This window comes from Shimia sp. (assembly GCF_022448905.1).
In the GTDB taxonomy this organism is placed as follows: domain Bacteria; phylum Pseudomonadota; class Alphaproteobacteria; order Rhodobacterales; family Rhodobacteraceae; genus Shimia.
The window spans coordinates 20,450-47,241 of the sequence record NZ_JAKVCW010000024.1 but is presented as its reverse complement, the minus strand read 5'-3'; the positions used below and the strand labels follow the sequence as shown (position 1 = coordinate 47,241).

19 protein-coding genes, 1 tRNA gene and 1 pseudogene are annotated in these 26,792 nt (G+C 58.1%); 9 read left to right on the top strand and 12 right to left on the bottom strand.

What is annotated here, in order from left to right:
- From MK208_RS20200 to MK208_RS20185, 4 genes and pseudogenes are all read right to left on the bottom strand, one after another.
- A pseudogene (locus MK208_RS20200) lies at positions 1-262 on the bottom strand (ABC transporter substrate-binding protein); the annotation flags it as partial.
- Positions 263-419: 157 nt separating this feature from the next.
- Positions 420-1,664 carry a sigma-54 dependent transcriptional regulator gene (locus MK208_RS20195; protein ID WP_294119513.1) on the bottom strand — a complete coding sequence of 415 codons (1,245 nt, stop codon included), beginning with the start codon at positions 1,662-1,664 and terminating at the stop codon, positions 420-422.
- Positions 1,636-3,669, bottom strand: a complete 2,034-nt coding sequence (locus MK208_RS20190; protein WP_294119512.1) for an ATP-binding protein — start codon at positions 3,667-3,669, stop codon at positions 1,636-1,638. Before MK208_RS20190 ends, MK208_RS20195 begins: the two co-directional genes overlap by 29 nt.
- Positions 3,666-4,919, bottom strand: a complete 1,254-nt coding sequence (locus MK208_RS20185; RefSeq protein ID WP_294119511.1) for an extracellular solute-binding protein — start codon at positions 4,917-4,919, stop codon at positions 3,666-3,668. Before MK208_RS20185 ends, MK208_RS20190 begins: the two co-directional genes overlap by 4 nt.
- A 244-nt stretch (positions 4,920-5,163) precedes the next feature.
- Here MK208_RS20185 and MK208_RS20180 point away from each other — a divergent pair, with 244 nt between their 5' ends.
- The gene (locus MK208_RS20180) at positions 5,164-5,670 is read left to right on the top strand and encodes a winged helix DNA-binding protein (RefSeq protein ID WP_294119510.1); all 507 of its coding nucleotides are present in this window, start codon (positions 5,164-5,166) and stop codon (positions 5,668-5,670) included.
- On the opposite strand, the gene MK208_RS20175 is transcribed toward MK208_RS20180, so the two are convergent.
- The 3 genes from MK208_RS20175 to MK208_RS20165 form a co-directional block, all read right to left on the bottom strand.
- Complete coding sequence (locus tag MK208_RS20175) at positions 5,667-6,968, bottom strand: TRAP transporter large permease subunit (RefSeq protein ID WP_294119509.1); 1,302 nt, start codon at positions 6,966-6,968, stop codon at positions 5,667-5,669. The two genes, MK208_RS20180 and MK208_RS20175, sit on opposite strands and share 4 nt — an antisense overlap.
- 3 nt (positions 6,969-6,971) lie before the next feature.
- Entirely contained in the window at positions 6,972-7,496 is a 525-nt protein-coding gene (locus tag MK208_RS20170) for a TRAP transporter small permease (RefSeq protein ID WP_294119508.1), read from the bottom strand.
- 78 nt (positions 7,497-7,574) lie between these two features.
- Positions 7,575-8,534, bottom strand: a complete 960-nt coding sequence (locus MK208_RS20165) for a TRAP transporter substrate-binding protein (RefSeq protein WP_294119507.1) — start codon at positions 8,532-8,534, stop codon at positions 7,575-7,577.
- A gap of 106 nt (positions 8,535-8,640) precedes the next feature.
- Here MK208_RS20165 and MK208_RS20160 point away from each other — a divergent pair, with 106 nt between their 5' ends.
- Positions 8,641-12,234 carry a hydantoinase B/oxoprolinase family protein gene (locus MK208_RS20160; protein WP_294119506.1) on the top strand — a complete coding sequence of 1,198 codons (3,594 nt, stop codon included), beginning with the start codon at positions 8,641-8,643 and terminating at the stop codon, positions 12,232-12,234.
- A gap of 94 nt (positions 12,235-12,328) precedes the next feature.
- A complete protein-coding gene (locus MK208_RS20155) occupies positions 12,329-12,967 on the top strand; it encodes a hypothetical protein (protein ID WP_294119505.1) in 639 nt (212 codons plus the stop codon).
- Positions 12,968-12,977: 10 nt separating this feature from the next.
- On the opposite strand, the gene MK208_RS20150 is transcribed toward MK208_RS20155, so the two are convergent.
- Positions 12,978-14,555, bottom strand: coding sequence for a DUF5928 domain-containing protein (locus MK208_RS20150; RefSeq protein ID WP_294119504.1), 1,578 nt, complete (start codon positions 14,553-14,555; stop codon positions 12,978-12,980).
- A gap of 148 nt (positions 14,556-14,703) precedes the next feature.
- Between MK208_RS20150 and MK208_RS20145 the strand changes: the two genes are divergently transcribed.
- The 4 genes from MK208_RS20145 to hisG all read left to right on the top strand — a co-directional run bounded on the left by MK208_RS20145 (position 14,704) and on the right by hisG (position 18,969).
- Positions 14,704-15,522 (top strand): sulfotransferase family protein, encoded by an 819-nt coding sequence (locus MK208_RS20145; RefSeq protein WP_294119503.1) that lies wholly within the window; start codon positions 14,704-14,706, stop codon positions 15,520-15,522.
- 164 nt (positions 15,523-15,686) lie between these two features.
- On the top strand, positions 15,687-17,180 hold the full coding sequence (gene hisS / locus MK208_RS20140) for a histidine--tRNA ligase (RefSeq protein WP_294119501.1): 1,494 nt from the start codon (positions 15,687-15,689) through the stop codon (positions 17,178-17,180).
- An 8-nt stretch (positions 17,181-17,188) separates the two neighbouring features.
- Positions 17,189-18,274: an ATP phosphoribosyltransferase regulatory subunit gene (locus MK208_RS20135; protein WP_294119499.1), complete on the top strand. Its 1,086-nt coding sequence runs from the start codon at positions 17,189-17,191 to the stop codon at positions 18,272-18,274.
- Positions 18,271-18,969 (top strand): ATP phosphoribosyltransferase, encoded by a 699-nt coding sequence (gene hisG / locus MK208_RS20130; RefSeq protein WP_294119497.1) that lies wholly within the window; start codon positions 18,271-18,273, stop codon positions 18,967-18,969. Before MK208_RS20135 ends, hisG begins: the two co-directional genes overlap by 4 nt.
- A 41-nt stretch (positions 18,970-19,010) precedes the next feature.
- Here hisG and MK208_RS20125 read toward each other — a convergent pair whose 3' ends face one another.
- Complete coding sequence (locus MK208_RS20125) at positions 19,011-19,466, bottom strand: cupin domain-containing protein (protein WP_294119495.1); 456 nt, start codon at positions 19,464-19,466, stop codon at positions 19,011-19,013.
- Positions 19,467-19,665: 199 nt separating this feature from the next.
- On the opposite strand from MK208_RS20125, the gene MK208_RS20120 reads away from it, so the two are divergent.
- The gene (locus tag MK208_RS20120; protein ID WP_294119493.1) at positions 19,666-22,020 is read left to right on the top strand and encodes a Tex family protein; all 2,355 of its coding nucleotides are present in this window, start codon (positions 19,666-19,668) and stop codon (positions 22,018-22,020) included.
- A 56-nt stretch (positions 22,021-22,076) separates the two neighbouring features.
- On the opposite strand, the gene aroQ is transcribed toward MK208_RS20120, so the two are convergent.
- Positions 22,077-22,514 carry a type II 3-dehydroquinate dehydratase gene (gene aroQ, locus MK208_RS20115; RefSeq protein ID WP_294119492.1) on the bottom strand — a complete coding sequence of 146 codons (438 nt, stop codon included), beginning with the start codon at positions 22,512-22,514 and terminating at the stop codon, positions 22,077-22,079.
- Positions 22,515-22,576: 62 nt separating this feature from the next.
- Entirely contained in the window at positions 22,577-23,017 is a 441-nt protein-coding gene (locus tag MK208_RS20110) for an Lrp/AsnC family transcriptional regulator (protein ID WP_294119491.1), read from the bottom strand.
- Positions 23,018-23,144: 127 nt separating this feature from the next.
- Between MK208_RS20110 and MK208_RS20105 the strand changes: the two genes are divergently transcribed.
- The gene (locus MK208_RS20105) at positions 23,145-26,558 is read left to right on the top strand and encodes an indolepyruvate ferredoxin oxidoreductase family protein (protein ID WP_294119489.1); all 3,414 of its coding nucleotides are present in this window, start codon (positions 23,145-23,147) and stop codon (positions 26,556-26,558) included.
- A 116-nt stretch (positions 26,559-26,674) separates the two neighbouring features.
- Here the strand turns inward: MK208_RS20105 and MK208_RS20100 are convergent.
- Positions 26,675-26,751 (bottom strand) — tRNA-Met (locus tag MK208_RS20100).
- Positions 26,752-26,792 lie beyond the last annotated feature (41 nt).

Sequence of the window (26,792 nt, the reverse complement as noted above, 5' to 3'; positions counted from 1 at the left end):
CAAATGCGTCAGGCGCGGAAGCCCAGAAGATGTCCGCCGTGTTGGCGTCCGAAATCTCTTGAATGTATTTCACACCTGCGGAGGTCTTCTTGTTCAGGATCTCCAGATCAATGCCCGGGTTGGCCGCTTCAAAGGCCGCCTCAATTGGGCCGGTCATCGAGTTGGGGAACGAGGTGACCACAACCACCTTGTCCGCCGCAAAGGCTGCGGATGCGGAGCTCAGGGCCAGAGCGGCCACAGATGCGCGAAAAGTTCGTTTCATATTTTCCTCCCATGGATGGGCCACACAAGTATAGCCCAACAATGGCCAAACCCTAGCGAGCCAATCTCAAAAGGCTCAACGGATGATTTCGAAACCGTTTTGATTGTGGGTTTGGGTCAATTTTGACACGTGAAATTGTGTCAAATTTGACCGGTTTTTAGTCGATGCCGCAGTGCTTCAGGCGCAGGTAAAGCCGTTTGCGCGGGATGCCGAGCAACTCTGCCGCCGCCGCCTTGCGTCCACCACTTTGAATCAGTGCGTTGCTGAGCAGCTCGCGTTCGTGTCGCAGCATGGCCTCGTCATAGGTTTCCGTGACAGCCGCCGAGGCCCGTTCGTCCAAACGCACGGTCAAGCCCACCACCAGCTTTTCAGCCACGTTGCGCAATTCCCGCACGTTGCCAGGCCAGGTGTATTTGCCAAGTGCATCCAGATCCGGCACCGGCAACGCCTTTTGGGATTTTCCATGGCGCGCGGCGGCGCGCTGAATGAAATGATCCAGCAGGACAAACACATCCCGTCCACGTTCTTTGAGCGGCGGCATTTCAATCTGGGCCACATTGATCCGGTACAGCAAATCGCTGCGCAGCTTGCCCTCGGCGAGCAGTTCCTCCGGCTTCTGACTGACAGAGGCCACAACGCGCGGCGCATCGGCGCTGTCAAAAATCCGCAGCAACTGCGCCTGCAGTTGATCGGACAGGGCTTCCACGTCCTGCAAATGTAGCGTGCCGCCTGATGCCCGCGCCACCGCGCCGCCGTCCTCAAACAACGTGCGCTCAATGGTGTCTTGCGACACGGCGGAACAGTTCACCACAACAAATGCACCGCCGGCATTGGGTGACAAATCGTGGATCGCCCGCGCGGCGGCGGTCTTGCCGGTGCCGTCCTGCCCCCACAACAACACATCCACTTGCAAAGGCGCCACCGCCTGCAGGTCTCGCCGCACAAACCGCATGACTTTGGAGCGCCCCATAAGCCGTTCGTCCAACGGCAGCGTATCGCGGGTCTTATGTTGCAGGTTGGTCAACTCCACCTGAAGACTGCGCATTTTCAAGGCCCGCAAAACCACTTGATGCAGGTGATCCGGATGCACCGGTTTTTCCAAGAACTCAAAGGCCCCGTTGCGCATCGCCTGCACTGCTACCGGCACATCCCCGTGGCCGGTGAACAGGATCACAGGCACATCCGGCGCAAGCCGTTTGACCTCTTCTTGAAAGGCCAGCCCGTCCATGCCGGGCATGCGAATGTCGCTGAGCACCACTCCTGGCCATTCGGGGTCCAAAGCTTCCAACGCATCCGCTGCGCGGGCAAAGCCTTTCGCGGCCAGTTTGTGTTTTTCAAAGGTGTCCAGAACCGCCTCGCGCAGATCGTCGTCGTCATCCACCAAGATTATCTGCGGCTGCATCTGCTCCCCCTGTGCGTAGAACAAGCGTTGCCGTTGCACCCGGCCCATCCGTGTTGGGGCTCAGTTGCAAGTCGCCGTTCAGGTCTTTCATGATGTTGTAGGAAATCGACAAGCCCAGTCCCAGCCCCTTTCCAACCTCCTTGGTGGTCACAAAAGGGTCCAGCGCTTCGGCGGCAGGGATCAGGTCAAACCCGGCACCATTGTCGCGCACCGCGAGATGCACGGCGTTGTCGATCAATTGCGCGCTGATGGAGATCTGGCCGGGCCGCTCTGCTTGCTGGGTGGCGTCCAGAGCGTTGGACAGGATGTTGACCAGCACCTGTTCGATCAGAATTTTGTCGCCAATCACAGTCAACTGGGGCAGGTCGTTCGCCACCGTGATCTCGGTGGCCTCCTGCGTGATGCGTGCTTTCAAGAGCGCCAGAGAGTCACTCACCAGTTCATCCAGAGGCAGCCTGTCCTCACTGAATTCGGAGCGCCGTGCAAAATTGCGCAGGTAGGCGATCGTGCGGGTCATGCGATCAATCAGACCGTCCAGACGGGCCAGTTGCCGCGCGGTCATCTCGGCATCGCCTTCGGTCACATAGTCTTCCAGCAATTGCAAACGGTGCTGCATTGCGGCTAGCGGCTGGTTCAGTTCATGCGCAATCCCGGCCGACATCTGTCCCAGTGCGGCCATCTTCCCTGCCTGGATCAATTCCATCTGCGTTTGTTTGAGGGTCTCAACGGCGCGCCGGCGTTCCTGCACTTCGGTTTCCAGGGACATCAGCGCCGCATCGCGGGTTTGAATGGAGCGTTCAAACTCGGAAATCGCCACGGACAGTTGCACAATTTCATCGTCTTCTTTGTTGGGTGGCAGCATTAGGTTCTGACCCTGCGCGATGTCACTCAACCGTTTGGTCATCCGCCGCAGCGGGCGCACAATCCCGGTCCGGATATAGCCAAACAACACGCCAAACCCGATCATCGCCGCCAGCGCGGTTAGGCCAATCAACCACCTGATGGCCAAGGTTGTGTCCTGCCGCGACCGCTCAGTCTGAGCCAAAATCCGCGCCCGCTGCTCTTGACCCGCAGCCGACAGCACAAGTTGCAAATTGCCCAGGTCGGTTTGCAGCGCCGCTAGGCTTGCAAGCATATCGGCTTGCGCGTCCAGCCACGCCAGTCGCAAGCGAAACACGCCGGTCTCGCTGGTCGCAACTGGCACCAAGGCTTCCACAGATTGCCGGAGAGTGGTCAGTTCGGGCTTGTCGTCAAGCTGGGTCCGAAGACCAGCAATGCGCACCAAGGCATCGTCCGTCAGCCCTTGTAACTGCGCCAGCCGCTGCCGGTTTTCCGCCACCGCCGCCTGAAAAATCAACGTCACGGTATTGGCTGTGCTGTCCCCCAGTCGCCGCACGGTATCGCGCTGTTGGCCTTCGTTTTCGATCAACCGCGCCTGCCGTGCACGAAAATCCGGGTCCGCACTGGTCACCAGACTGCTCATGGCAATGGAAATGTTGAAGGCAAAGTCACTCAGCAGCGGGTCGACCTCATCCTGCACATCCGCATTCAACCACCGCAGCGTATTGAGCTGCGCGCCCATCTCACGCTCCGACTGCCCAATCGCCCCCTGCAGCCTCTGGATCTCCGACAGTCCTTCACTCACACGCGCAACAATCTCCGGCGCCTCTCCAGTGCCTTCTGTCTGTGAAATCGGGGTGAGACTGGCCGTCAGACCAGAAACAATCTCTCCCAACTCCAATTGCGCCGCCATGTCCGGCGTCCCGCTTTGCCCCACAATCTGCGTCGCCACAGTGGACAGCTGCGCCGAATACTCCGCCAATGCACTCACTGCCGCCAGTGCCGGGATTTGCTCAGACGCAATCGCCGCATAATCGCGCTGCGCCTTCAGGAAAAACAGGATCGACACCGCCAGCACCAGCCACACCGTCAGGATGATGCCAGAGATCGTGAGTAGCAGTCGGTTCCACACCGACGCGCGGGTCAAAACAGGGGGCAGTCTCATTCGTCGCGCACCAAGGCGTTGGCCCGTTCCGCTTCCAACACCCGCAGCAAGCGGCCCGCCTCGCTCAGCAAAACCTGCGACGCCGCGCGCCACTCCTGCAAACTGGCCTCTTGCCGCTCAGACAATGTGGCAAAGGCATTGGCATTCGTCGCCCGCCCCTCGTTGCCCACAGCGTCCTCTGCAATTGGCATGGTGGTCAGCAGCCGGCGAATGTCATGCATTGCCACGGTAGGCGCCGCCTGTTCGGCTTCTAGCGCCCGCAGCCTGCGCCACGCCTCCCGGCGCGTGTCAAACATCTCAAACACAAAAGCATCAAACAGCGCGTTCACCGCCCAATACCGTTCACTCGCAAGCGCCGCATCATACTCCAGCCAGTTCAATGTCAACGCATCTTCCAGCACCTGATGATAGAGTGCCGTGGCCTCAGCCCGGATATGCGCCGCATGTGGCGTGCGCGCAATCTCCGGCGTCATTAACAGCCGCTGCCCCGCGTCAGAGATCACAAAGTCCACAAAGGCCCGGGCCTGTTCCGGTGTCTTGCCATCCGCCAGTACCGCAATGCGGGCGGTGGTGACCATGACCGGCGTTCCATAGACAAAACTCAGATCTTCGTCCGCGCGAGAATGGGCGAGAAAATCGATGGTCAGCCCTATGTCAAACCGCCCGTTTGCCACGCCATCCAGGACAGTGAAGCTGCGCGCGGTGATGGTGCTAAGATTGCCCGCGAGTTCCAGCAAATAGGCCCAACCCTCCTGCCAGCCGCGCACCTGCAAGGAACGTTCCAGCACCATATGCGTGGACCCCGACCGTGAAGGACGGGCCATGGCAATTGCACCCGCGTTTTCCGGTGCCAAGAGCGCATCCCAACCTGCGGAGGCCGCAGCTGCGCGGCTTTGTTTTTGGGTCCACCCCAGGGCCGAATACGCAAAAGAATGCACATCGGGTGCACCGGTGGCTGGTAAAGCCGCCAGATGCCCGTTCTGTTGCAGCAACTCAAAGGCTTCCGGTGAGGAGGACCAGAACACATCAAATTGCCGCTCGTTGCCGCGCAGGATTTCATCCACCGAGGCGTTGGTATTTTTGTTGAGCGTGATGACGTCCACGTCGGGATGCTGCTTGGAAAACGCGGCCACAAACGGCTGATAAAAACCGGGTGGCATGGAGGTCAAAACCCGGAGCTGTTGGGCATAGAGTTGCGTGCCCAGAAGGCTCACCACCAGCGCGGCCAAAGCGGTCTTGCCGCTTCGCATACCTCGCCATTGTGTTCCCGAAAGTCTCACCTAGTCTCCCCCTAACACGTCCGCTTCGGCTCCCAATACAGGCCAAAAGTGCGTGTCGTGGCAGCATAACGTGCGATCTTGGGCTGGCAACCGGCCGCGTGAGGTGCGTCTATCGTTGGGAAAAATTCAAAGAAACTGCGCATTTGCATGTCAGGCAATAGGTCGTGTACGCTGAAAACACGCTGGCAATTTACCGATATGATGAGGTCAAACCATGGAAAAACGACGCATTGTCTCCTCTCGCCACCTTGCTGAAGGCGACGGTTGGGAAGCCTCGGAAGTCGAATACGGCATGATCATTGCCTACAATGCTTTTTCGCGCTGGATGACCCGCTGCATGGCGGCGGCGGGCAATGCCGATATGACGCCGCTGGAGATTCTGGTGCTGCACAACCTCAATCATCGGGATCGGGATAAGCGTCTGACAGATATTGGTTTTCTACTGAATATCGAGGACAGCCACACCGTCAACTACGCGCTCAAGAAGCTGTTGAAAATGGGGCTGATTGAATCCGAGAAACGCGGCAAAGAAGTGTTCTATCGCCCGTCTGAGGCTGGGATTGCGCTATGTGAAGGCTATCGCACCGTGCGCGATCGCTGTTTTGTCGAAGGGCTGTCGCGTTTGGATATGACCGGAGACGACATGCGCGACATCGCCTCCAGTCTGCGTTTGTTGTCCGGCCAATATGATCAGGCCAGCCGGGCCGCCGCCTCGCTTTAGCGGCTCATCAGTTCGGGCAGGTAGGTCACGATCTGCGGGAACACCGCGATCAGACCCACACCAACGAGCAACAACAGGAAGAAGGGGAAGGCCGCTTTGGCCACCTCAAGGATGTTGATGCCGGTCATGCCTTGGATGACAAACAGGTTGAAGCCCACCGGTGGGGTGATCTGGCTCATCTCCACCACGATCACGAGGTAGATGCCAAACCACAGCGGGTCGATGCCAACGGCGGCGATCATTGGCATGATGATGGAGGTGGTCAGCACCACCACTGAAATCCCGTCCAAGAAGCAGCCAAGGATGATGAAGAAGATGGTCAGCGCCAAGAGCAACATAGGCGCAGAGAGGTTCATCTCAGCAATCCAGGTCGCGAGGTTGCGAGGCAGGCCGGTGAAGCCCATCGCCACAGACAAGTAAGCCGCGCCAAGCAGGATAAAGGCAATCATGCAGGAGGTGCGCGTGGCAGACAGCAGCGCATCCATGAACAGCTTCCAGCTAAACCCGCCGGAGAGCCATGCAAGCAATGTTGCCAGAACCACGCCCAAGGCGGCTGCGTCTGTAGGAGATGCCAAACCTGTATAGATGGAGCCAATAACGCCAATGATCAGGAGAGCCACCGGGATCAGATTGCGGGAGGCTTTGATGCGCTCTGCAAAGCTGAACTGTTTGGCCTCTTGTGGGATCAATTCCGGGTTCATCCAGGCGCGCACGGCCACATAGCCTGCGAAGAGGGTGATCAGCATCACGCCCGGCAACACCCCCGCAATGAACAGGCGGGCAATGGATTGCTCCGTGGCCACCCCATAGACGATCAGGATGATCGACGGCGGTATCAAAAGGCCCAGCGTGGCCGAACCCGCCAATGTGCCTAGGATCAGGCTTTGTGGATAGCCGCGCTCGGTCAGCTCGGGCACGGACATCCGGCCAATCGTGGCGGCTGTGGCAGCAGAAGAGCCAGACACGGCGGCAAAGATAGCGCAGCCAAAGACGTTCACATGCAAAAGCCGTCCCGGCGCGCGGCCCAGCCAAGGGGCTAGACCGGAGAACATGTCGTTGCTCAGGCGCGAGCGTAACAGGATTTCTCCCATCAGGATAAACAAGGGCAGGGCGGTCAGCGCCCAGCTGTGGGAGTGTCCCCAGAAGGTTGTCGCCAGCACCAGTCCAGCCGGAGCGTTAGAAAAGGCCAACAGCGCCACAAGCGCGACCACGCCCAGCGAAATTGCCACCCATAGGCCCGCGGCGAGACAAACCAACAAAAGACCCAAAAGGATCAGAGCAATCAACGGATCAGCCATGGCTTAGACCTCATCTGGGGTGTTGAGCACCGAGGTGCCGGTGGTGATCAGGTCGACCAATGAGTGCAGCAGGGCGATCAACAAGAGCCCCATGCCAAAGGTCATGGCGGATTGTGGCAGCCAAAGCGGCACGGGGATGATGCCGTTGGACACATCGCCGTAGTGCAGGCTTTCCAGCACCAGCGCGCCGCTGAAGTAGAGCGCGTAACCAACAAAGACGCTGGCGACGGTGAGGGCGAGGAATTCGGCGATCAGTACAACGCGGGGAGACAGGCGTTGCACCACTAGGTTCACGCGGATGTGCCCGCCTGAGCGCAATGTGTAAGCCATGGCCAGGAAGGTGGCGCCTGCGAGCATAAAGCCTGCGAAATCTGCATAGGACGGAATGGTTGAGGGCAACACGCCGGGCATCAAACGGCCCATACCGTTGAGCACAATCTGCGCACTGATCAACAGGCATATCGCCAGGATCAGAAAGGCGCTGAGCATCCCTGCGGCCTTGTAGGTTGCGTTTAGAATTCGGCGCATGACAAACCTCTCCCCATCGGTTTGGTGGCACAAAAAGACCGGCGGCACGGGGTGTCGCCGGTCTCTCGTGAGTGGTGGTTATTGCTGGTACGTGGTCAGGATCGACAGCGCGGCGTCAGACGCATTGGCTTTCCAGTTGTCCAGCATTTTGGTGCCGATGCCCTGCAGGCCTTCGACCAGTTCTGCGCTTGGCTCGTAAACGGTAATGCCGTTTGCTGCGAGCTCGGCAGTTTTCGCCTCAGCTTCCGCTGCAGACATCTCCCAGCCGCGGGTTTCCGCCGTGGCCGCTGCAGCCAGAACGGCCGCTTTGGTGTCATCGCTCAGCTTGTCAAACACACGCTGGTTCACAACCACGATGTTCTTTGGCACCCAGGCGTTGATTGGGCTGTAGTGGGTCACAAAATCCCACGCGGTGGAGTTCACGCCAGTGGACGGTGAGGTGATCATCGCCTGTACCTGACCGGTGGAGAACGCCTGCGGAATGTTGGAAGCCTCAACCTGCACCGGCGCGGCACCAGCCAGCGTGGCAAACTCTTCTAACGCCGCGTTATAAGCGCGGAACCGCAGACCGTTCAGGTCGTCCACAGTGGCAATCTCACCGTTCGTGTAGAGACCCTGCGCAGGCCATGGCACGGAGAACAGCGGCACCAGACCTTGCTCGGCCAGCAGTTCAGTCACAACCGGCTTCTGCGCATCCCAGAGCTTCTTGGCTTCGTCGTAAGAGGTCGCCACCAGCGGCTGGCTGTCGATGCCATAGGCCAGGTCTTCGTTGGACAGGCGGGACAGGAAGAACTCACCAGCAGGCACCTGACGTGAGCGCACGGCGTTTTTAATCTCCGCATGTGGGATCAGCGAGCCGGCACTGTGCAGGGTGATGTCCAGATCGCCATTGGTGGCTTCACGCACATCATCGGCAAATTGCGCGATGTTCTGGGTGTGGAAGGTGCTGTCGCCATAAGGCGTCGGCATGTCCCAGGCATCAGCAAATGCAGGCGCGGCGCAGGCCAGCGCCGCCGAAAAGGCGATTACATGTTTCATAGGTTGCTCCCTGTTCGTTTTCTTGATTCTTACAATCACATAACGTTGACAAATTGTCAGCGTTATAAACATAAAGCAACAATAAAGTTGATTCGAGGAGAACGGCATGTCCACGCAACCAGCAGAGAAGTGGCAGTTTTGGGTCGACCGTGGCGGCACGTTCACGGACATCGTGGCCAAGGCCCCGGACGGTGCGCTGCACAGCCATAAGCTCTTGTCCGAAAACCCGGAAATCTATCGGGACGCGGCGGTGCATGGCATTCGTACGCTGCTGAAACTGGACGCCGACACAGCGATTCCCGAAGGTAAAATCGCTGCTGTAAAAATGGGCACCACGGTTGCGACCAACGCACTTTTGGAACGCAAGGGCGAGCCGGTGGTGCTGCTGATCACCAAAGGCCTGCGCGATTTGCTGCGGATCGGGTACCAGAATCGCCCGAAACTTTTTGACCTCGACATCCAACTGCCGGAACTCCTCTATGATGAGGTCATCGAAATTGACGAACGTCTGGATGCGGACGGCAACATCATCACCGAACTGGACGAAAGCGCTGCCCGCGCCGCGCTGGCCGAGGCCCACGCCAAAGGCTTCCGCTCTGTGGCCATCGCCCTCATGCACGCCTACCGCTTCCCGGATCACGAACAGCGTCTTGGCAAACTGGCTGAGGAGATCGGCTTCTCTCAAATCTCACTTAGCCACGAGGCCAGCCCGCTGATCAAGCTGGTGGGTCGCGGCGACACCGCTGTGGTGGACGCCTACCTCTCGCCGATCCTGCGCCGCTATGTGGATCAGGTCGCCGATGCGCTGGGTACCGACCAAGGCGGCTGTGACCGTCTGATGTTCATGCAGTCCAACGGTGGCCTGACTGACGCAAGCCTGTTTCAGGGCCGCGACGCTATTTTGTCCGGTCCCGCCGGCGGCGTTGTCGGCATGGTGCGCTCTGCGGCCGAACTAGGTTTTGACAAACTCATCGGCTTTGACATGGGCGGCACCTCCACCGACGTCTGCCACTACGCGGGCGAATACGAACGCTCCTTTGAAACCGAAGTCGCCGGTGTGCGTATGCGCGCGCCCATGATGTCGATCCATACGGTGGCGGCAGGCGGCGGCTCGATCCTCACTTACCGCGACGGTCGTATGCAGGTGGGTCCAGAAAGCGCCGGAGCAAATCCCGGACCCTGCGCCTACCGCCGGGGCGGTCCACTCACGGTCACCGATTGCAACGTCTTGCTGGGCAAACTGCACCCCGATCACTTCCCGCACGTTTTTGGCCCCAACGGCGACCTGCCGCTGGATGCGGACGCCGTGCGCGCCAAGTTCGAAGCGCTGAAGGCCGAAATTGGCACCGACAAATCGGTGGAAGACCTGGCCGAAGGCTTCCTGCGTATCGCCGTGGAAAACATGGCCAACGCGATCAAGAAAATCTCTGTGCAGCGTGGCTATGACGTGACCCGCTACACCATGAACTGCTTTGGTGGCGCTGGCGGTCAACACGCCTGTCTGGTGGCCGATGCGCTGGGCATGGAAAGCATCTTCATCCACCCCTTTGCCGGCGTGCTCTCTGCCTTTGGCATGGGGCTGGCCGACATCCGCGCCATGCGTGAGGCGCAACTGGGCTGCGCGCTGGAAGACAGCAACGCCGCGGCGCAGTTGGCCGATATTGCCGCCGCCGCCCGAGCCGAGGTCGCCAGTCAGGGTGTGGCCGAGGCTGACATCATCGTGGAACAACGCGCCCACATCCGCCCGCAGGGCGCACAGCAGAGCCTGCCGGTGGCGTTTGGCAATGCGGACAAAATGCGTGCTGACTTTGTCACCGCCCACAAACAACGTTTTGGCTTTGCACCCGACACCGATGATCTGATCATCGACGTGTTGGAGGCCGAGGCCGTGGGCCAAACCGGCGAGCCGGTGACCATGCCAAACCCAGCTGGCGCCGCGCGGACCGATGCCACTGTGCCGTTCCACCTGAACGGCGCGTGGCAGGACATCCCGTTGGTTGACCGAACCACATTGGCCGTGGGCGACAGCGTGACCGGCCCGGCGATCCTGACCGAAACCACCGGCACCAATATGATCGAAGACGGCTGGCAGGCGACCTGTGCCGCGGGCGGCAACCTCGTGCTGAAACGCATTGTGCCTCTGGCCCGCAAAGAAGCGATTGGCACTTCCGTTGATCCGGTCATGCTGGAGGTGTTCAACAACCTCTTTATGTCGATTGCCGAACAGATGGGCGCCACTCTGGCCAACACCGCGTATTCGGTGAACATCAAAGAGCGTTATGATTTCTCCTGTGCGATCTTTGACCAAAACGGCGATCTGGTGGCCAACGCGCCCCACGTGCCGGTGCATCTTGGCTCCATGTCCGAAAGCGTACGCACCGTTTTGCACGCCAACGCAGACAAAATCCGTCCCGGCGACGTGTTCATGATGAACAACCCGTTCAACGGCGGCACCCACCTGCCGGACGTGACCGTCATCACACCTGTGTTTGACGCGGCAGGGGAAAACATCCTCTACACCGTTGCGTCTCGCGGCCACCACGCCGACATTGGCGGCAAGACCCCGGGTTCCGCCCCGCCCGACAGCCGCACGATTGATGAAGAAGGTATCGTGATCGACAACTTCCTGTTGGTGGATCGCGGCACTTTGCGTGAAGAGGACGCGCGAGACCTGCTCGCGTCAGGCCCATATCCTTGTCGCAACGTCGATCAGAATATGGCCGACCTCGCCGCACAGATCGCGGCCAACGAAACCGGCGCAACCGAGCTGCGCAAGATCACCACGCAATTCGGCCACGGCACGGTGCAGGCTTACATGGGCCACGTGCAGGACAACGCCGAAGAGAGCGTGCGCCGTGTGCTCGATGTGCTGCATGATTGCAGCTTCTCTTATCCGCTGGACGACGGTGCCAAGATCGAGGTGGCCATTTCCGTCGACAAGGTCGCGCGCAGCGCCACCATCGACTTTACCGGCACCTCCGATCAAAGCCCGCTCAACTACAACGCGCCCATGGCGATCTGTCGAGCGGTGGTGCTCTATGTCTTCCGCACCATGGTGGGCAGCGACATCCCGATGAACGAAGGCTGTCTGAAGCCATTGAGCCTGATTGTGCCCGAAGGCAGCATGATCAATCCGAAGTATCCAGCGGCCGTGATCTCCGGCAACACCGAAGTCAGTCAGGCGATCTGTGACACGCTCTACGGCGCGCTGGGCGTGATTGCTGGCAGCCAAGGCACCATGAACAACTTTGTTTATGGCAACGACACGCATCAGAACTACGAAACCATCTGTGGCGGCACCGGCGCTGGCGACGGCTTTGATGGCACCAGCGCCGTACACAGCCACATGACAAACACACGGATGACCGATCCCGAGGTTCTGGAAACCCGTTTTCCGGTGCGGGTGGATGAGTTTTCGATCCGCCACAGGTCCGGCGGGCAGGGGCAGACCTCCGGCGGCAACGGCATTGTGCGCCGCTTGCGGTTCAACGAGCCAATGACTGTCACTGTACTGTCCTCGCATCGCGTGGTGCCACCCCATGGCGCACAAGGCGGTGGAGCTGGCGCGGTTGGGGAAAACAGCGTCGTGCGCGCAGATGGCGCCGTGTTGGAGCTGAAAGGCAACGACCAGGCGTCTCTTGAAGTGGGCGACGTGTTTGTGATGAAAACGCCCGGTGGCGGTGGTTTTGGCGCGCTCTAAGCGCCAAAATACGCACCTCCGTGATACAGTCGCGATACAGACGTAATACCGACGTCCCAAATTCGTACATTTGGGGCGTCCTTTGAGAGGCAGAATGACACATAAGCCAACCATCCTGGTGTCCGGATACGGCTCCTGGGCCAAAGCCAAAAACAACCCAGCCGCTTTGGTCGCGGCGCGTCTTGGACAAGAAGAGTTTGAGTGCTGCGATCTTGTGGCGGTTGAGCTGGATGTCGACACTAACGCCCTGCAGGATAACATAAATCGCCTTCTGGATACGCATCAACCCGACGGTTGGATCGGTCTTGGCGTGTCCGGCGCAGCGGTGGTGCAGCCGGAAATGGTGGGTATCAACTGGCGCCATTTCAGCGTGCCCGACGTCACCGGTGCCCACCTCCGCGCCACCCCGATCGTCGAAAACGGCCCCGCCGCCTACAACGCCACCCTCCCATGCGTCGAGATGGTCACCCACCTCCGCGCCAACCACATCCCCGCCGCCCTGTCATTTTCGGCTGGGACACACCTCTGTAATCAGCTGATCTACACGCTTGCGCACATGGCGGCGCAGCGCGGAATTGCACTGCGAAGTGGGTTTGTGCACCTTCCGCAGTCGCCTGAAAATATTGCGGAAAAGAGCGGCTTGGAGGAGTATGGCGCGTCCATGGATCTTGCGACATCCACCCGTGCGATCAGGCTCTGTGTGGAACTTTTGGCAGCCAAATTGGCTGCCTAAACCAGCTCAATCAGTCGGCAAAAAGATACTCAGTCCGCGCGATGTCGCGGGCTTGTTCCTCTGAGATGTGCAGGAAGTTCATCACTGCTGCCACATGTTCCTCTTCGCTGCCGGATTGCACCATACGGTTTACGTTTTCAAACTCCGCGTCCCGAATACGATCACTCTCACTCAGGATGTCGCGCCGAATGGTTGGCAGCAGCCGTTCCAATGTTTCCGGCGAGGTTTGCTCTCCCGCCAAACCAATGCGAATGGCATGGCCCGTGAGATACTCATCGGAGAAATCACACTGTATTTCCAACATTCTAGTGGTCGAACGATCGCCAAAGAAGTCCTGCATCAGGTCCATGGCGCTGGGGTCGAGACAGACCACAAGGCGGTTGGTGTCGTAGTAGTCAAACAGCATGCGCATCAGTGCGCGACGGTGTCGTGTGCGTTTGTTCAAGGTCGATTGGATGCCGCCGAGGTCGGGAAGCGGGGTGCTTTCCTCGTTAAAGAGATAGGCAATCGTGGGAAGATCCGTGACTTGGTCGATCTTTTCCAGTAACCTTTTGGCAACATGCCATTTTTTGCAAACGATCAGCATCAGTTCGCGATCGCGCCCCAGCGTACTTTCAGTTTCCCAGAACCGGCTGGCAAAGCGTTTGCCCTGCCGACCGCGTCCGGTGAGAAACTTGAATAGGCTTGGGCCTTCTGCTGAGATTTGGAAGTTCACACCTTCTTCGGCGTAAAGTTGCCCCAACCGCTCCTTGAGATCCAAAGCGTCGGGGCTGATTTTTCGGGCAAAAAGATAGTCTTGGCTGATCAGAAGGTCGTAGTGATCGTTGTAAAATGTCAGCGGCATTCCGTAGTCGGTGAACATTAGGAACGTTAGGGTGCGCGTGCGAATTTCATTGGTGGGCACCAAGTGTCGGACGATGGTCTGAAAAAAGGTCTCGTCCGGAATCCAGGTTGTGCGGAAAAAGCGCATCACGTCGCGGCGGGATTCTGTGAAATGCAGAACCGCTTCAATGGTTTGTCGACGCAGGCACCACCATTGGCTGCCGATCATCACTTGAATGTCCGCAGGAATGTCGCGCGTCAGGCCAAGCTTTTTCTGCAAGTTGTAGGTCGCATAAAAGCGTCGTTTTTGGGTGCGTTCATTGAACCAATGGCGGTAGATCAACCGCTCTGACTTCATACCGGTTTTGATCCAGTCGCTCTCAAAAAAGTCAAAGCTTTCAATGAAGTCGACATCATTGTCATCAAGAAATTCGTGGATGTATTCCGACGATTTGATCACCATGCAGTCGCCAGACAGCATGTAGAAGTGCGAGGCGCGCGGGAATTTTTTAACAGCGGTTTGCACTGCGTAGAGCGTGGCCTCTATCAGGCTCCATTCACCCCAGCCGCATTTGATGCGCTTTTCAGAAAACGCCACGTTTGGGTTTGGGCCAAGCACCTCTTGCAGCAAGGCAAAATGCTCTGGTTTGGCGCGGGCATCAAAATGGATGGAGATATAATCCCCGGTTGCGGTAAGCCGTTCTGCCTGCTTGATGATCGCCTCAGGATCCTTGTGGCACAGAAGAATGTAAGCAATTCTCGCCATCTAGCTTCTTCGATCCCTACTTTGACGTCCTGTGTTTATCCATTTAAAGATGAAAGCGCGTTGAATAAACAGGCTTTGTTCGGAATTTTTTGACACGCGCTCAGACCGTGACCAAAGCAATAACCACGGCGGCTATGGAGGCAGAAACATGGGATTTCCCGGCACTTGGATGACGGAAAGCGAAAGTGTGGTGTATCGAGTTGTGCCAAAATGCGCATGCTCCACCATCGGTCAGATCATGTTCTACTCGGATCATGGCGAGTTTTTTGACGGCGATATCCACGACGCCAAAGGTGGCATGCACAAGTGGGCTATTGAAGCAAGCCATCAGCCGATCACCGATAACGTGCGTGAGCACCGGTCCTATGCGTTTACCTGTGTGCGTAACCCATACACGCGGATCCTGTCCTCATTCTTTGACAAGATTTGCGGCATCCAGCGGAACGGCAAACGCTACCGTGGTAACCTTGTGCCGATGCTGATCCAGAAATATGGGATTGAGGTTGGTGGCGATGACGGCAAGCAGGAGTTTGACCAGATTCAAAGTTTCCGCCGGTTCTTGTTGTTTGCGCGCGACACCATCCGCTGGCGCCGACCAATGGATCCCGACATTCATTGGTCCGCCATGTCCGGCCACGTGTCGACCTTCATCGTAAACGGCGGCACCTACGACAAAATCTTCTGGACCGAGCAGTTTAACGACGGGATGCAAGGCGTTTTGGACCATATCGAAACACCCCATGTTGTTGATCTGACACAAATTCCCCGGTTCAACGAGTCCGAAGGGCATGGGCCAAAGCGGGCACATCCGGTGGAAGATTACTTCGACGATCTGTCGATGCATCTGGTCTATGAGATCTACAAGCGCGACTTCCAGCTGTTCAAATATGACTTCGAAAACCCGGGTAACAAAATGCCAATTGGCGAAATTGACCTGGATGAGGTGCACGCCAAGCTGGGCGATTAAGTCAGAAACATTTGGATTTTGAACCTTTTGAGGCCGCGCTTTTGATCGAGCGCGGCTTTTTGATGTTTGTGTGACGTTTTGGTCGCCAAGAGGAGCCTCTCCTTGCCCATTGGCACCCCATTCGCTAAAGGCACTGACGTAATTATTTCACAAGGACCATAGCGATGGCCAAGCAGAAGAAAGCCCCACGTCCTAAGGCAATCACGCCGAAGGGCTTCCGCGACTATTTTGGTGTTGAGGTGACCGAGCGCACCGAGATGCTGCATCAGATCGCTGGGGTGTATCATCGCTATGGTTTTGAAGCTTTGGAAAGCAGCGCGGTGGAAACCGTTGAGGCGCTGGGAAAGTTCCTGCCAGACGTGGATCGCCCCAACGAAGGCGTGTTTGCCTGGCAGGAGTTTGACGAGAAAGACAACGGCGACTGGATGGCGTTGCGCTACGACCTGACCGCGCCGTTGGCGCGTGTTTATGCGCAGCACCGCAATGATTTGCCCAACCCCTATCGCCGGTACGCAATGGGGCCAGTGTGGCGCAATGAGAAGCCGGGGCCCGGTCGGTACCGTCAGTTTTATCAATGTGATGCGGATACAGTAGGCACAGCGTCTATGGCGGCGGATGCCGAGATTTGCGCGATGCTTGCGGACACGTTGGAAACCGTCGGCATTCCGCGCGGGGATTTCCTTGTGCGGGTGAACAACCGCAAAGTCATGAACGGCGTGCTGGAAGTTATGGGGCTTGGCGAAGATCAAGCGGCCAAAGACAACGTGCTGCGCACCATCGATAAGTTCGACAAGGTGGGCGAGAGCGGCGCGCGCGAATTGCTCGGTAAGGGTCGTTTGGATGCCTCTGGCGCCTACATCGATGGCGTTGGTTTGAGCGACGACCAAATCGAGCCGGTGATCGCGTTTTTGACCTCCAAAGCGGGCGACGTGTCAAAGACCTTTGAAAACCTGCGTGGGGCGGTTGGCGCCTCTGCTGTGGGGGCTGAAGGGATTGCTGAACTGGAGCAGATCGGGGATCTGCTGGCTGCGGGTGGCTATGGCAGTGACAGGATCGAGATTGATCCGAGCATCGTGCGCGGTCTGGGCTACTATACCGGGCCGGTGTTTGAAGCCGAGCTGACCTTTGAAATCTTTGATGAAAAAGGCCGCAAGCGTCAGTTTGGTTCCGTGTCCGGAGGTGGCCGTTACGATGACTTGGTGAAACGTTTCACCGGTCAGGCTGTTCCTGCGACAGGCCTGTCGATTGGTGTGGATCGCCTGTTGGCGGCTCTGCGCGAGAAGGGTCGCATGGGCGGCGCGTCTGTTGGACCGGTTGTTGTGACCGTGATGGATCGCGACCGCATGGCGGACTATCAGGCGATGGTTGCAGAGCTGCGCAACGCGGGTATTCGCGCCGAAGTCTACCTTGGCAATCCGAAGAATTTTGGCAATCAGCTCAAATATGCGGACAAACGCAATTCGCCGGTCGCTGTGATCGAAGGCGGTGACGAGAAAGACCGTAGTGTGGTTCAAATCAAGGATCTGATCCTCGGCGCCAAAATTGCAGAAACGGCAACGCACGAAGAGTGGAAAGAGCGCCCAAGTCAGTTTGAGGTGCCACGTGGCGAGTTGGTCGCGAAGGTGCGTGAAATTCTGGCCAGCCAGAGCGAAGGATAATCGGACCCATGTCTGAAAAAGCAAAAATCCGAGCCCGGGCGGCTGCCTTGGCCTCCGGCTTTGAGTCTGCTGGCGCTGTGGCGGTGGAAACACCAGTTTTGCTACCCGCGGAAGCCTTGCTCGACCTTTATGGCGAGGACATTCGTGGGCGGGCCTATGTGACGACTGACGCCTTGCGCGGGGAGCAGATGCTGCGCCCCGATTTCACGGTGCCGGTTGTGCAGATGCACATGGCGCATGGTGCGGAACCCGCGCGCTACACTTATGCGGGGGAAGTCTTTCGTCGACAGGAAGAAGACCAGACCCGCGCAAATGAGTATATGCAGGTCGGCTATGAGGTTTTTGACCGCGAGAACCCTGCCGCAAGCGATGCTGAGGTCTTTGCTGTGATGCAGGAGGCACTGAAAGGTGTCGAACTGCGGGCCGCGACAGGAGATATTGGCATTCTGGCAGCGGCGGTGGCCGGGTTGGAAACCACCGAGCGCCGCAAGCGTGCGTTGGCGCGTCATATCTGGCGGCCGCGCAAGTTTAAGGCGCTTCTGGATCGTTACTCCGGCAAGGCGGAAATGCCTGCAAGCCGCGCTGCGTTGTTGGCGGCAGACGATCCCATGGCGCATAAGTATCCGGATATTGGCTTGCGGTCGCAAGCCGAAGTGGCTGAGCGTATCGATGGGCTACGCGCAGATGCCGCTGCCGACCCGATTTCGCCGTTGCAGGTTGAATTGATCGAAGCGCTTCTGAATGTGCGTGAGACTCTGCCTAACGCATTGGAGCACATCCGCGATTTGGCGGTGGATATGCCTGCCATCACCGAGGCTGCCTTTCGCTTGCGCGATCGCATGCATGCGCTGGAGGCGCGTGGAGTCGATGTGGAATCCCTAGAGTTTGAAGCCAGCTACGGCCGCACGTCTATGGAATATTACGACGGCTTCGTCTTTGGCTTTTATGTGCCAGGTCGCGCGGATTTGCCTCCGGTGGCCACGGGCGGGCGGTACGATGCCTTGACGCAAGTGCTTGGCCAAGGACGTGAAATCCCTGCGGTTGGTGGTGTCATTCGCCCCGGCATCTTGGTGCAATTGGAGGATGTGGCATGACTATCAAACTGGGTGTGCCCTCCAAAGGGCGTCTGATGGAAAAGACCTTTGATTGGTTTGGCGCACGTGGGGTGACCCTGAGCCGGACCGGGTCGGACCGCGAGTATGCAGGCGCTGTTGCGGGGGTTGAGGGTGTTGAACTGGTCTTGCTGTCAGCAGGTGAAATCCCGCGTGAGTTGGCTGCGGGTCGCATTCATTTGGGTGTGACCGGCACTGATTTGGTCCGCGAAAAGCTGGGCCAGTGGGAGCAACAGGTGCAAGAGAAAGCCGAGCTTGGCTTTGGGCATGCGGATCTGATCATCGCGGTGCCCGGTTGCTGGGTTGATGTGGACTCGTTGGAAGACCTGGATGCTGCTGCGGCTGCGTTCCGGCGCACGCACGGATTCCGCTTGCGGATTGCGACCAAGTATCACCGTTTGGTTCGGGAGTTTCTGCAGGACAACGGTGTTGCGGATTATCAATTGGTCGACAGCCAAGGTGCCACAGAAGGCACCATCAAAAATCTGACGGCTGAGGGCGTGGCGGATATCACCTCGACTGGTGATACCCTGCGGGCCAACCACCTCAAGATTTTGAGTGACGCGTTGGTTCTGAAGTCCCAAGCCACCCTGTTCAAAAGTCGGAAAGCGGACATGGACGATGATGAGCGCGTCGTGATGGGGACGTTGTTGGCGCAGCTTGGGCTCGATGGATAACACATAATACATGGCCCCGGCGCGCAGCCGGGGCGATGCGTTTAGAGTGGCGGGCCGACAAAGGTCTGGCCATGGGCGGATGCAATTTCTGACATTTGGATTTCGGTGATTTCACCGCCTTGCGCCGCTTTGTGAAAGGCGCGGAACATGGCTTCCATTTGCAGTGCCGGCGAGAAAATGTAGCGCAGCCGTCCTTCGTTGGTGCCGACGTTTTTGAAGGCGTGCACGCTGCCGCGCGGGATAAAGGCGACGTCGCCTGGCGACATCTCTTGCACCACACCGTCAATTTCGACGATGAAGTCGCCCTCTAAGAAAAAGAAGGTTTCATCTTGGTCGTGGTGAATGTGACGCCCGGGGCCGACGCCCGGTTGCACGATGTCTTCAAACACTTCCTGTGCCCCGCCTGTGTCCTCACCCGTGAGCAAGATGCGCAGGGTAATGGCACCGAGGAAATCAAAGGTTTCTGAGGATTTGTAGTCTGTGTGGGTGATTGGCATCGTCTGTCTCCTTTGTCTGTTTGCAATATGCGACTGTGGAGGTTTGTTAAATTCGGTGCGTATAGATACTGCTGTGTTCGAATTCGCGCAGACGGATTTAGGCATCGGCAAGTTTTTACGCGTGGTCACATTCGGCGCTTGGCGCGACGGGGCACGGTGGTAAGAAGGGTATCCCAAGGCAGATCAGGAGAGAGTTTCCGTGGACACCAGCACCCGCATTTTCCGCACCATTGCAGGCGAGATTGCCGCCAAACCCGATCAGGTTGGTGCCGCTGTGAAACTGTTGGATGAGGGGGCAACGGTGCCGTTTGTGGCCCGTTATCGGAAAGAGGTCACCGGCGGATTGGACGACACGCAACTGCGGACACTGGCGGATCGCCTGGCCTATTTGCGTGAGCTCGAAGCACGACGTGAGACTGTGGCAGCCTCGATCACTGAGCAAGGCAAAATGACCGACGACTTGGCCAAGGCGATTGTCGGGGCTGAGACCAAGGCGGCGTTGGAAGACATTTACCTGCCTTACAAACCGAAACGGCGTACGAAGGCGATGATTGCTCGTGAGAACGGGCTGGAGTCTTTGGCGGAAGCTATTTTGGCAGACCGTTCCAAAGACCCGGAAGCGCTGGCGGCGGGCTTCGTGACCGAGGCGGTTGCGGATGTGAAGGCAGCGCTTGACGGCGCGCGGGATATTGTTGCCGAAGGGCTGACCGAAAACGCGGCGCTGTTGGGAGAGTTGCGCAAGTTCTTGCAGGATGAGGCAATTGTGGCGGCCAAGGTCATTGCTGGGCAGGAGCAGGCAGGCGCCAAGTTCTCTGATTATTTTGAACATTCTGAGCCGTGGTCGAAAGTGCCAAGCCACCGAGCGCTGGCGATGATGCGGGCGTCCAAAGAAGGCGTGATCACGCTGGATATTGGGCCTGATCCTGAAGGTGGTAAGGAACGTGCCGAGGCGATGGTCGCAAGCTATCTAGATACTCGCACCGACGGGCCTGGCGACGAATGGCTGCGCAAGATTGCCGGATGGACCTGGCGAGTGAAGCTGAGTCTGACCATGACGGTCGACCTGATGGGGGAGCTGCGCGCGAGGGCGCAGGAAGAAGCGATTCAGGTGTTTGCACGCAATCTCAAAGACTTGTTATTGGCGGCGCCGGCGGGCGCGAAAGCGACACTTGGACTCGATCCAGGCATTCGTACCGGCTGCAAAGTGGCAGTGGTAGACGCCACCGGCAAGTTGTTGGACACCGCAACGATCTATCCCTTCCAGCCCAAGAATGATGTGCGTGGTGCTGAGGCGACCCTTTTGGCGTTGATTGCCAAGCACGGCGTTGAGTTGGTCGCGATCGGTAATGGTACAGCGAGCCGCGAGAGCGAAAAGCTGGTGGGGGAAACGCTGAAGCTTTTGCCTAAAGGCGTGAAAGTGCCCACCAAAGTTGTGGTGAGCGAAGCCGGCGCGTCCGTGTATTCGGCCAGTGAATTGGCAGCACGGGAGTTCCCGGAGTTGGACGTGTCTTTGCGCGGTGCAGTGTCGATTGCACGCCGCCTGCAGGATCCGCTTGCTGAACTGGTGAAGATTGAGCCCAAGTCGATTGGTGTGGGCCAATATCAGCACGACGTGGACCAGCATCGTCTGGGCAAGTCTCTGGAAGCTGTAGTTGAAGATGCGGTGAACGCGGTTGGGGTGGATCTCAACATGGCCTCCGCCCCGCTGTTGGCGCATGTGTCAGGACTTGGGCCACCTTTGGCTGAGGCGATTGTGGCGCACCGCGATGCCAACGGGGCCTTTGGCTCACGCAAAGCTTTGTTGGATGTGACACGGCTGGGGCCCGCGGCGTTTGAGCAATGCGCTGGGTTCTTGCGCATCAACGAAGGGGATGAGCCGCTGGACGCCAGTGCGGTGCACCCGGAAGCCTATGACGTGGCGCGTAAAATCGTGTCAGCCTGTGGGCGGGATGTGCGCACATTGATGGGCGATGGTTCGGCGCTGAAGCGTTTGCGCGCGGAGGATTTTGTCTCTGAACAATTTGGTCTGCCAACTGTGCAGGATATCCTCTCCGAATTGGAAAAACCGGGACGCGATCCGCGGCCTTCCTTTAAGACCGCGACCTTTGCCGATGGGGTTGAGGAAATCTCCGACTTGAAGCCGGGCATGGCCTTGGAAGGGACCGTTACAAACGTGGCGGCCTTCGGGGCTTTTGTGGATGTTGGCGTGCATCAGGATGGATTGGTGCATGTGAGCCAGTTGGCGGATCGGTTTGTGAAAGATCCGCATGAAGTGGTCAAGGCCGGAGATGTGGTGAAAGTCGCGGTCACCGAAGTGGATGTTCCCCGCAAGCGTATCGGTTTGTCGATGCGTAAGGATGGCGGGGCCTCTGCCAAGGAAGATCGCAATGCGCGGTCTGGATTTGGCAGTAAGGGGCGTGGTGGTCCTGGAGGTGGCCCGCGAGGCAAAGGACCGCGCGGCGGTGGTGGCAACTACAGCGCCAAGCCAAAACAGCAGGACGGCGGCAATGGAGCGCTGGGCGCGGCGTTGCTGGATGCGATGCGGAAGAAATAAGTGAGAGGCTCGGGCAGTTTTGTCCGAGCCTTTTTCGTACGCTTTGAGCGTTTGGCTTAGTTGAGCAGCGTGCCCATATGGCGCATCGCAAGTGCATAGCCGTTCACGCCACATCCGGCGATCACGCCTTCCGCGCGCGCAGAGACAAAGCTGTGATGGCGAAATTCTTCGCGTTTGTGGATGTTGGAAATGTGCACTTCCAATACGGGGCCATCAAAGGTGTTGAGCGCATCCAGAATGGCCACAGAGGTGTGGCTGTATGCGGCCGGATTGATAATGATGCCAGCGGCGTCGCCGCGCGCGTCGTGGATCATCTCGACAATTTCACCTTCGTGGTTTGACTGCATCAACTTCACCGCTAGGCCAAGTTCCTGGCCAACCTTCGCGCAGTTGGCCTCTACGTCGGCGAGCGTGTCATGGCCATAAATCTCCGGCTGCCGTTTCCCCAGAAGGTTCAGGTTCGGGCCGTTCAGGATGTAGATTGTCTTGCTCATGGCAGAGGCTCACTTCTGTTGTCGGTCCTGAGCTAGCCGAAAATCTGGTGCAGTAGCAAGAATTAGGACTTCAGATCGCGCAGGATAACATTGGTCTGTGCCGAACTTACCGCAGGCAGGGTGAAGAGGAAGTCCTCGAGGAAGCGGTTGTAGGCCTCGATGTCGGTGCAGCGCACGCGCATGTGGTAATCTGCGGTGCCTGTGGTGGCAAAACACATGCGGATTTCCTCGCGTGCGGTCACCGCTTCGATGAAGCGTTTTAGGTTCGCGGGATCGTGGCGGGTGAGTTGAACATGCACAATGGCGTGGAACGTGAAGCCGAGCTCTTCCTGGCTGAGGCGCGCGCCATATCCTTCGATCAAGCCGGCCTCTTCAAAGGCGCGAATGCGGCGCCAGCACGCGGAGGTCGACATGCCTACTTCGGCTGCCAAATCTGCATTGGATAGGCGGCAATTCTTTTCCAACAGGGCGAGCAGTTTGCGATCTTTCGAATCGAGATTCATGGCATTCAGTTCCGATTTTCCGACTCCATGCGAAACAGTAATTCGTTATTCGGTCAGAATCTAGGAGAACTGAAACGGGAAACCGCCTGTCATGTGAGAGAATACCACAATTCAGGAGGAGCGCGCGATGACCCAAGCCAGCCACGATTTTCAAAGCTATGCCCTATCGGATCGGTATGACCAAACAGAGGGGCGGGTGTTTCTGACCGGCACGCAAGCCCTTGTGCGGATCATGTTCGATCAGGCGCGGCGCGACCGCGACGCCGGGCTCAACACCGGTGGCTTTGTGTCCGGGTATCGTGGTTCTCCTTTGGGCGGGTTGGATTTGGAGTTCTGGCGGGAGCGCGATCGCACCAAAGAGCAAAACATCACCTTCATGCCCGCCGTGAATGAAGACCTTGGCGCCACAGCCGTTTTGGGAGCCCAGCAAGCCACGCTGGACCCGAATTGCGACGTCGAGGGGCTGTTCTCCATGTGGTACGGCAAAGGCCCAGGCGTTGATCGCTCTGGCGACGCGCTCAAACACGGCAACGCCTATGGTTCTTCCCCCAAAGGTGGAGTGCTGGTTGTGGCGGGTGACGACCACGGATGTGTCAGCTCCTCGATGCCGCATCAATCGGATGTGGCCTTCATGTCTTGGTTTATGCCAACGCTGAACCCGGCGAGCGTGGACGAATACCTTGCCTTTGGCGAATACGGCATTGCGCTCAGCCGATTTAGTGGCACCTGGGTTGGCTTTAAGGCGATTTCTGAGACGGTCGAGTCAGGCCGGTCTGTGGAGTTGCAAGCTGACCGCAAGTTCGTAACGCCAGATTTCGACATGCCAGCGGGCGGCGTGCACGTGCGCCCGAGTGATCTGCCCAGCCCTGAAATCGAGACCCGAATTGGGCACAAGCTGCGTGCCGTTGAGGCTTTTGTTGAAGCGAACCCAATTGACCAGCGTATCTATGACATTCCGGAGGCTACGTTCGGGTTCGTGACCACAGGCAAGGGCCATTTGGACTTGATGGAGGCGCTGCGTCTCTTGGGGCTCGACGAGGCGGCTTGTCGTCGCCTTGGTATCGACATCTATAAGGTTGGCATGGTTTGGCCACTGGCGCGCCGCGATGCACTGGCCTTTGTGCGCGGCAAGACCGAGGTGTTGGTGGTAGAGGAAAAGCGCGGCATCATTGAGAGCCAGTTCAAGGAATACTTCTACGATTGGCCTGGTGATAAACCGGAGAAGATGGTCGGCAAACACCGCGCCGTTGGCGATCCGCTCTTGCCCTGGACTGGGGAGCTCTCTCCAAAGATGCTGGTGCCGGTGGTGGCCGAACGTCTGGCGCGTCTTTTCCCAGATGAAGGTCTGCTTGAGAAGGCCGCAGCGCTCACCGAGGAAAAGCCGCCTGTATTGAATGTTTCGGGAGCAAACCGCACGCCATATTTCTGTTCCGGTTGCCCGCACAACACATCCACCAAGCTGCCGGATGGCTCCAAAGCCATGAGCGGCATTGGCTGCCACGTTATGGCCAGCTGGATGAACCGGGAGACGGGCGGCTATGCCCAGATGGGCGGCGAGGGCGTGCCTGTGGCGGTTGCGCAAAAGTACAACGGCAACAAACACATCTTCCAGAACCTTGGAGAAGGCACATGGTATCACTCGGGCTCCCTGGCGATCCGTCAAGCTGTCGCCGCCAAGGCTAACATCACGTACAAAGTGTTGTTCAATGATGCGGTTGCCATGACAGGAGGCCAGCCTGTGGACGGTCCGGTGTCAGTACACGGCATCGCCTGGAATGCGCGCGCCGAAGGTGTTGCACGGATCGCCTTGGTCAGTGACGACATCTCCAAGTTTTCCAAAGCGGATTTCCCGCCCGACACGTCCTTCCACGATCGCAGGGATATGGATCCCGTGCAGCGCGAACTGCGTAACATCGAAGGCGTGACCCTGCTTATATACGAGCAAACCTGCGCCACGGAAAAGCGTCGCCGACGTAAACGCGGAAAGATGGAAGACCCCGATACGTTTGCCTTCATCAACGAGTTGGTTTGTGAGGGCTGCGGTGACTGTTCCAAAGCGTCCAATTGTTTGAGCGTGGAGCCGGTAGAGACCGAGTTTGGGCGCAAGCGGAAGATCAACCTGAGCACCTGTAACAAGGATTTCTCCTGCGTGGACGGGTTTTGCCCAAGCTTTGTGACTGTGACCGGCGCCAAGCGGCGCAAAAAGGATGGCGCGAATGTCGATGTCGCTGGCCTGCTGTCTAACGTCCCCACGCCCAGCGTACCTTCTCTGGACAAGCCATTTGACCTTCTGGTGACCGGTGTAGGCGGCACAGGGGTTGTGACCGTCGGCGCTTTGATCACCATGGCAGCGCATCTGGAAGGGCTGGGCAGTTCGGTGCTCGACTTCACTGGTTTCGCGCAGAAATTTGGCACAGTGCTGAGCTATATCCGTCTCGGAACGAGCCCTGCTGCAGTCAACCAGGTGCGTATTGAAAGCGGCGCGGCTGATGCTGTTATCGGCTGTGATGTGGTTGTGAGCTCTGCGCCCAAAGCCAGTGTGCATTATCGCAAAGGCGCGCAGGTGGTGCTCAACACCGCAGAGATGCCAACCGGTGATCTGGTCCTGAACCGAGACGCCGACCTGAAAGTGGGCGTGCGAGAAGAGGTCATTCGCAAAGCAGTGGGCACCGACAATGTGCGCGCGCTGGACGCGAACAAAATGGCTGAAAAGGTCATGGGCGACAGCGTGTTTGCCAACGTGATGATGCTTGGATTTGCGTATCAGCGGGGATTGGTGCCAGTGAGTGAAGTGGCCTTGAAGCAGGCAATCCTGCTCAATGGTGTTGCTGTGGAGAAAAATGCCAAGGCTTTCGATATAGGCCGTGTTTTGGCACATGATCCTGAGGCCATCCCGCTGGAAAAGCCCCGTGTTGCGGAAACGGCGGACACCTTGATTGCCAAGCGGGGTGCGTTTTTGGCCGACTACCAAAATGCCAAATATGCCGCGCGGTTTGAGGCCCGCATGAAGAAACTGGCACAAGTGCTGCCAGAGGATCTGCTGATTGAGGCGGCAAAGTCTCTGTTTAAGCTCATGGCCTACAAAGACGAGTACGAAGTTGCGCGCCTTCATATGAATGCAGCGTTCGCCACTCGCTTGAACGAGGAGTTCGAAGGTGACTTCAAAGTGAACTACCATATGGCGCCCCCGATGCTGCCTTTGGGCCGTGATGCACTAGGGCGTCCTAAAAAGGTCAAGCTGGGGCCATGGATGCAGCCCCTGCTAGGGGCGCTTTCCAAGGCGCGTGGGTTGCGTGGGTCGTTCCTGGATCCGCTCCGTTTCAGTGCGGACCGAAAACTGGATCAGGAGCTGCTTGAGTGGTTTGAGTGCGTATTGGATCTCGTCGAGCGCGGATACAGCGAAAAGGACCGCGACACGTGCTGGGCGCTTTTGACTGCGCCGAAGGAAATTCGCGGCTATGGCATTGTGCGCGAGGAAACCGCGGAGGGCGTACGCAAGAGTGCTATGATGCTGGAAACCATGTTGTCGGCGAAAGTCTGAGAGCGGCTCGACTGAAATAGGCAGGCGGTGAGGCAGAAATGTCCGCCGCCTTTTTTCGTGTGCGCATGTACAAAAAATGAAGCCCGGATGGCGATCCATCCGGGCTTTGGAATTCTTGGTGGCGGTACAGGGACTTGAACCCCGGACACGCGGATTATGATTCCGCTGCTCTAACCAACTGAGCTATACCGCCGTAAGTGAGGTGCGATTTAGGCTCTTCCTGGGGTGGGGTCA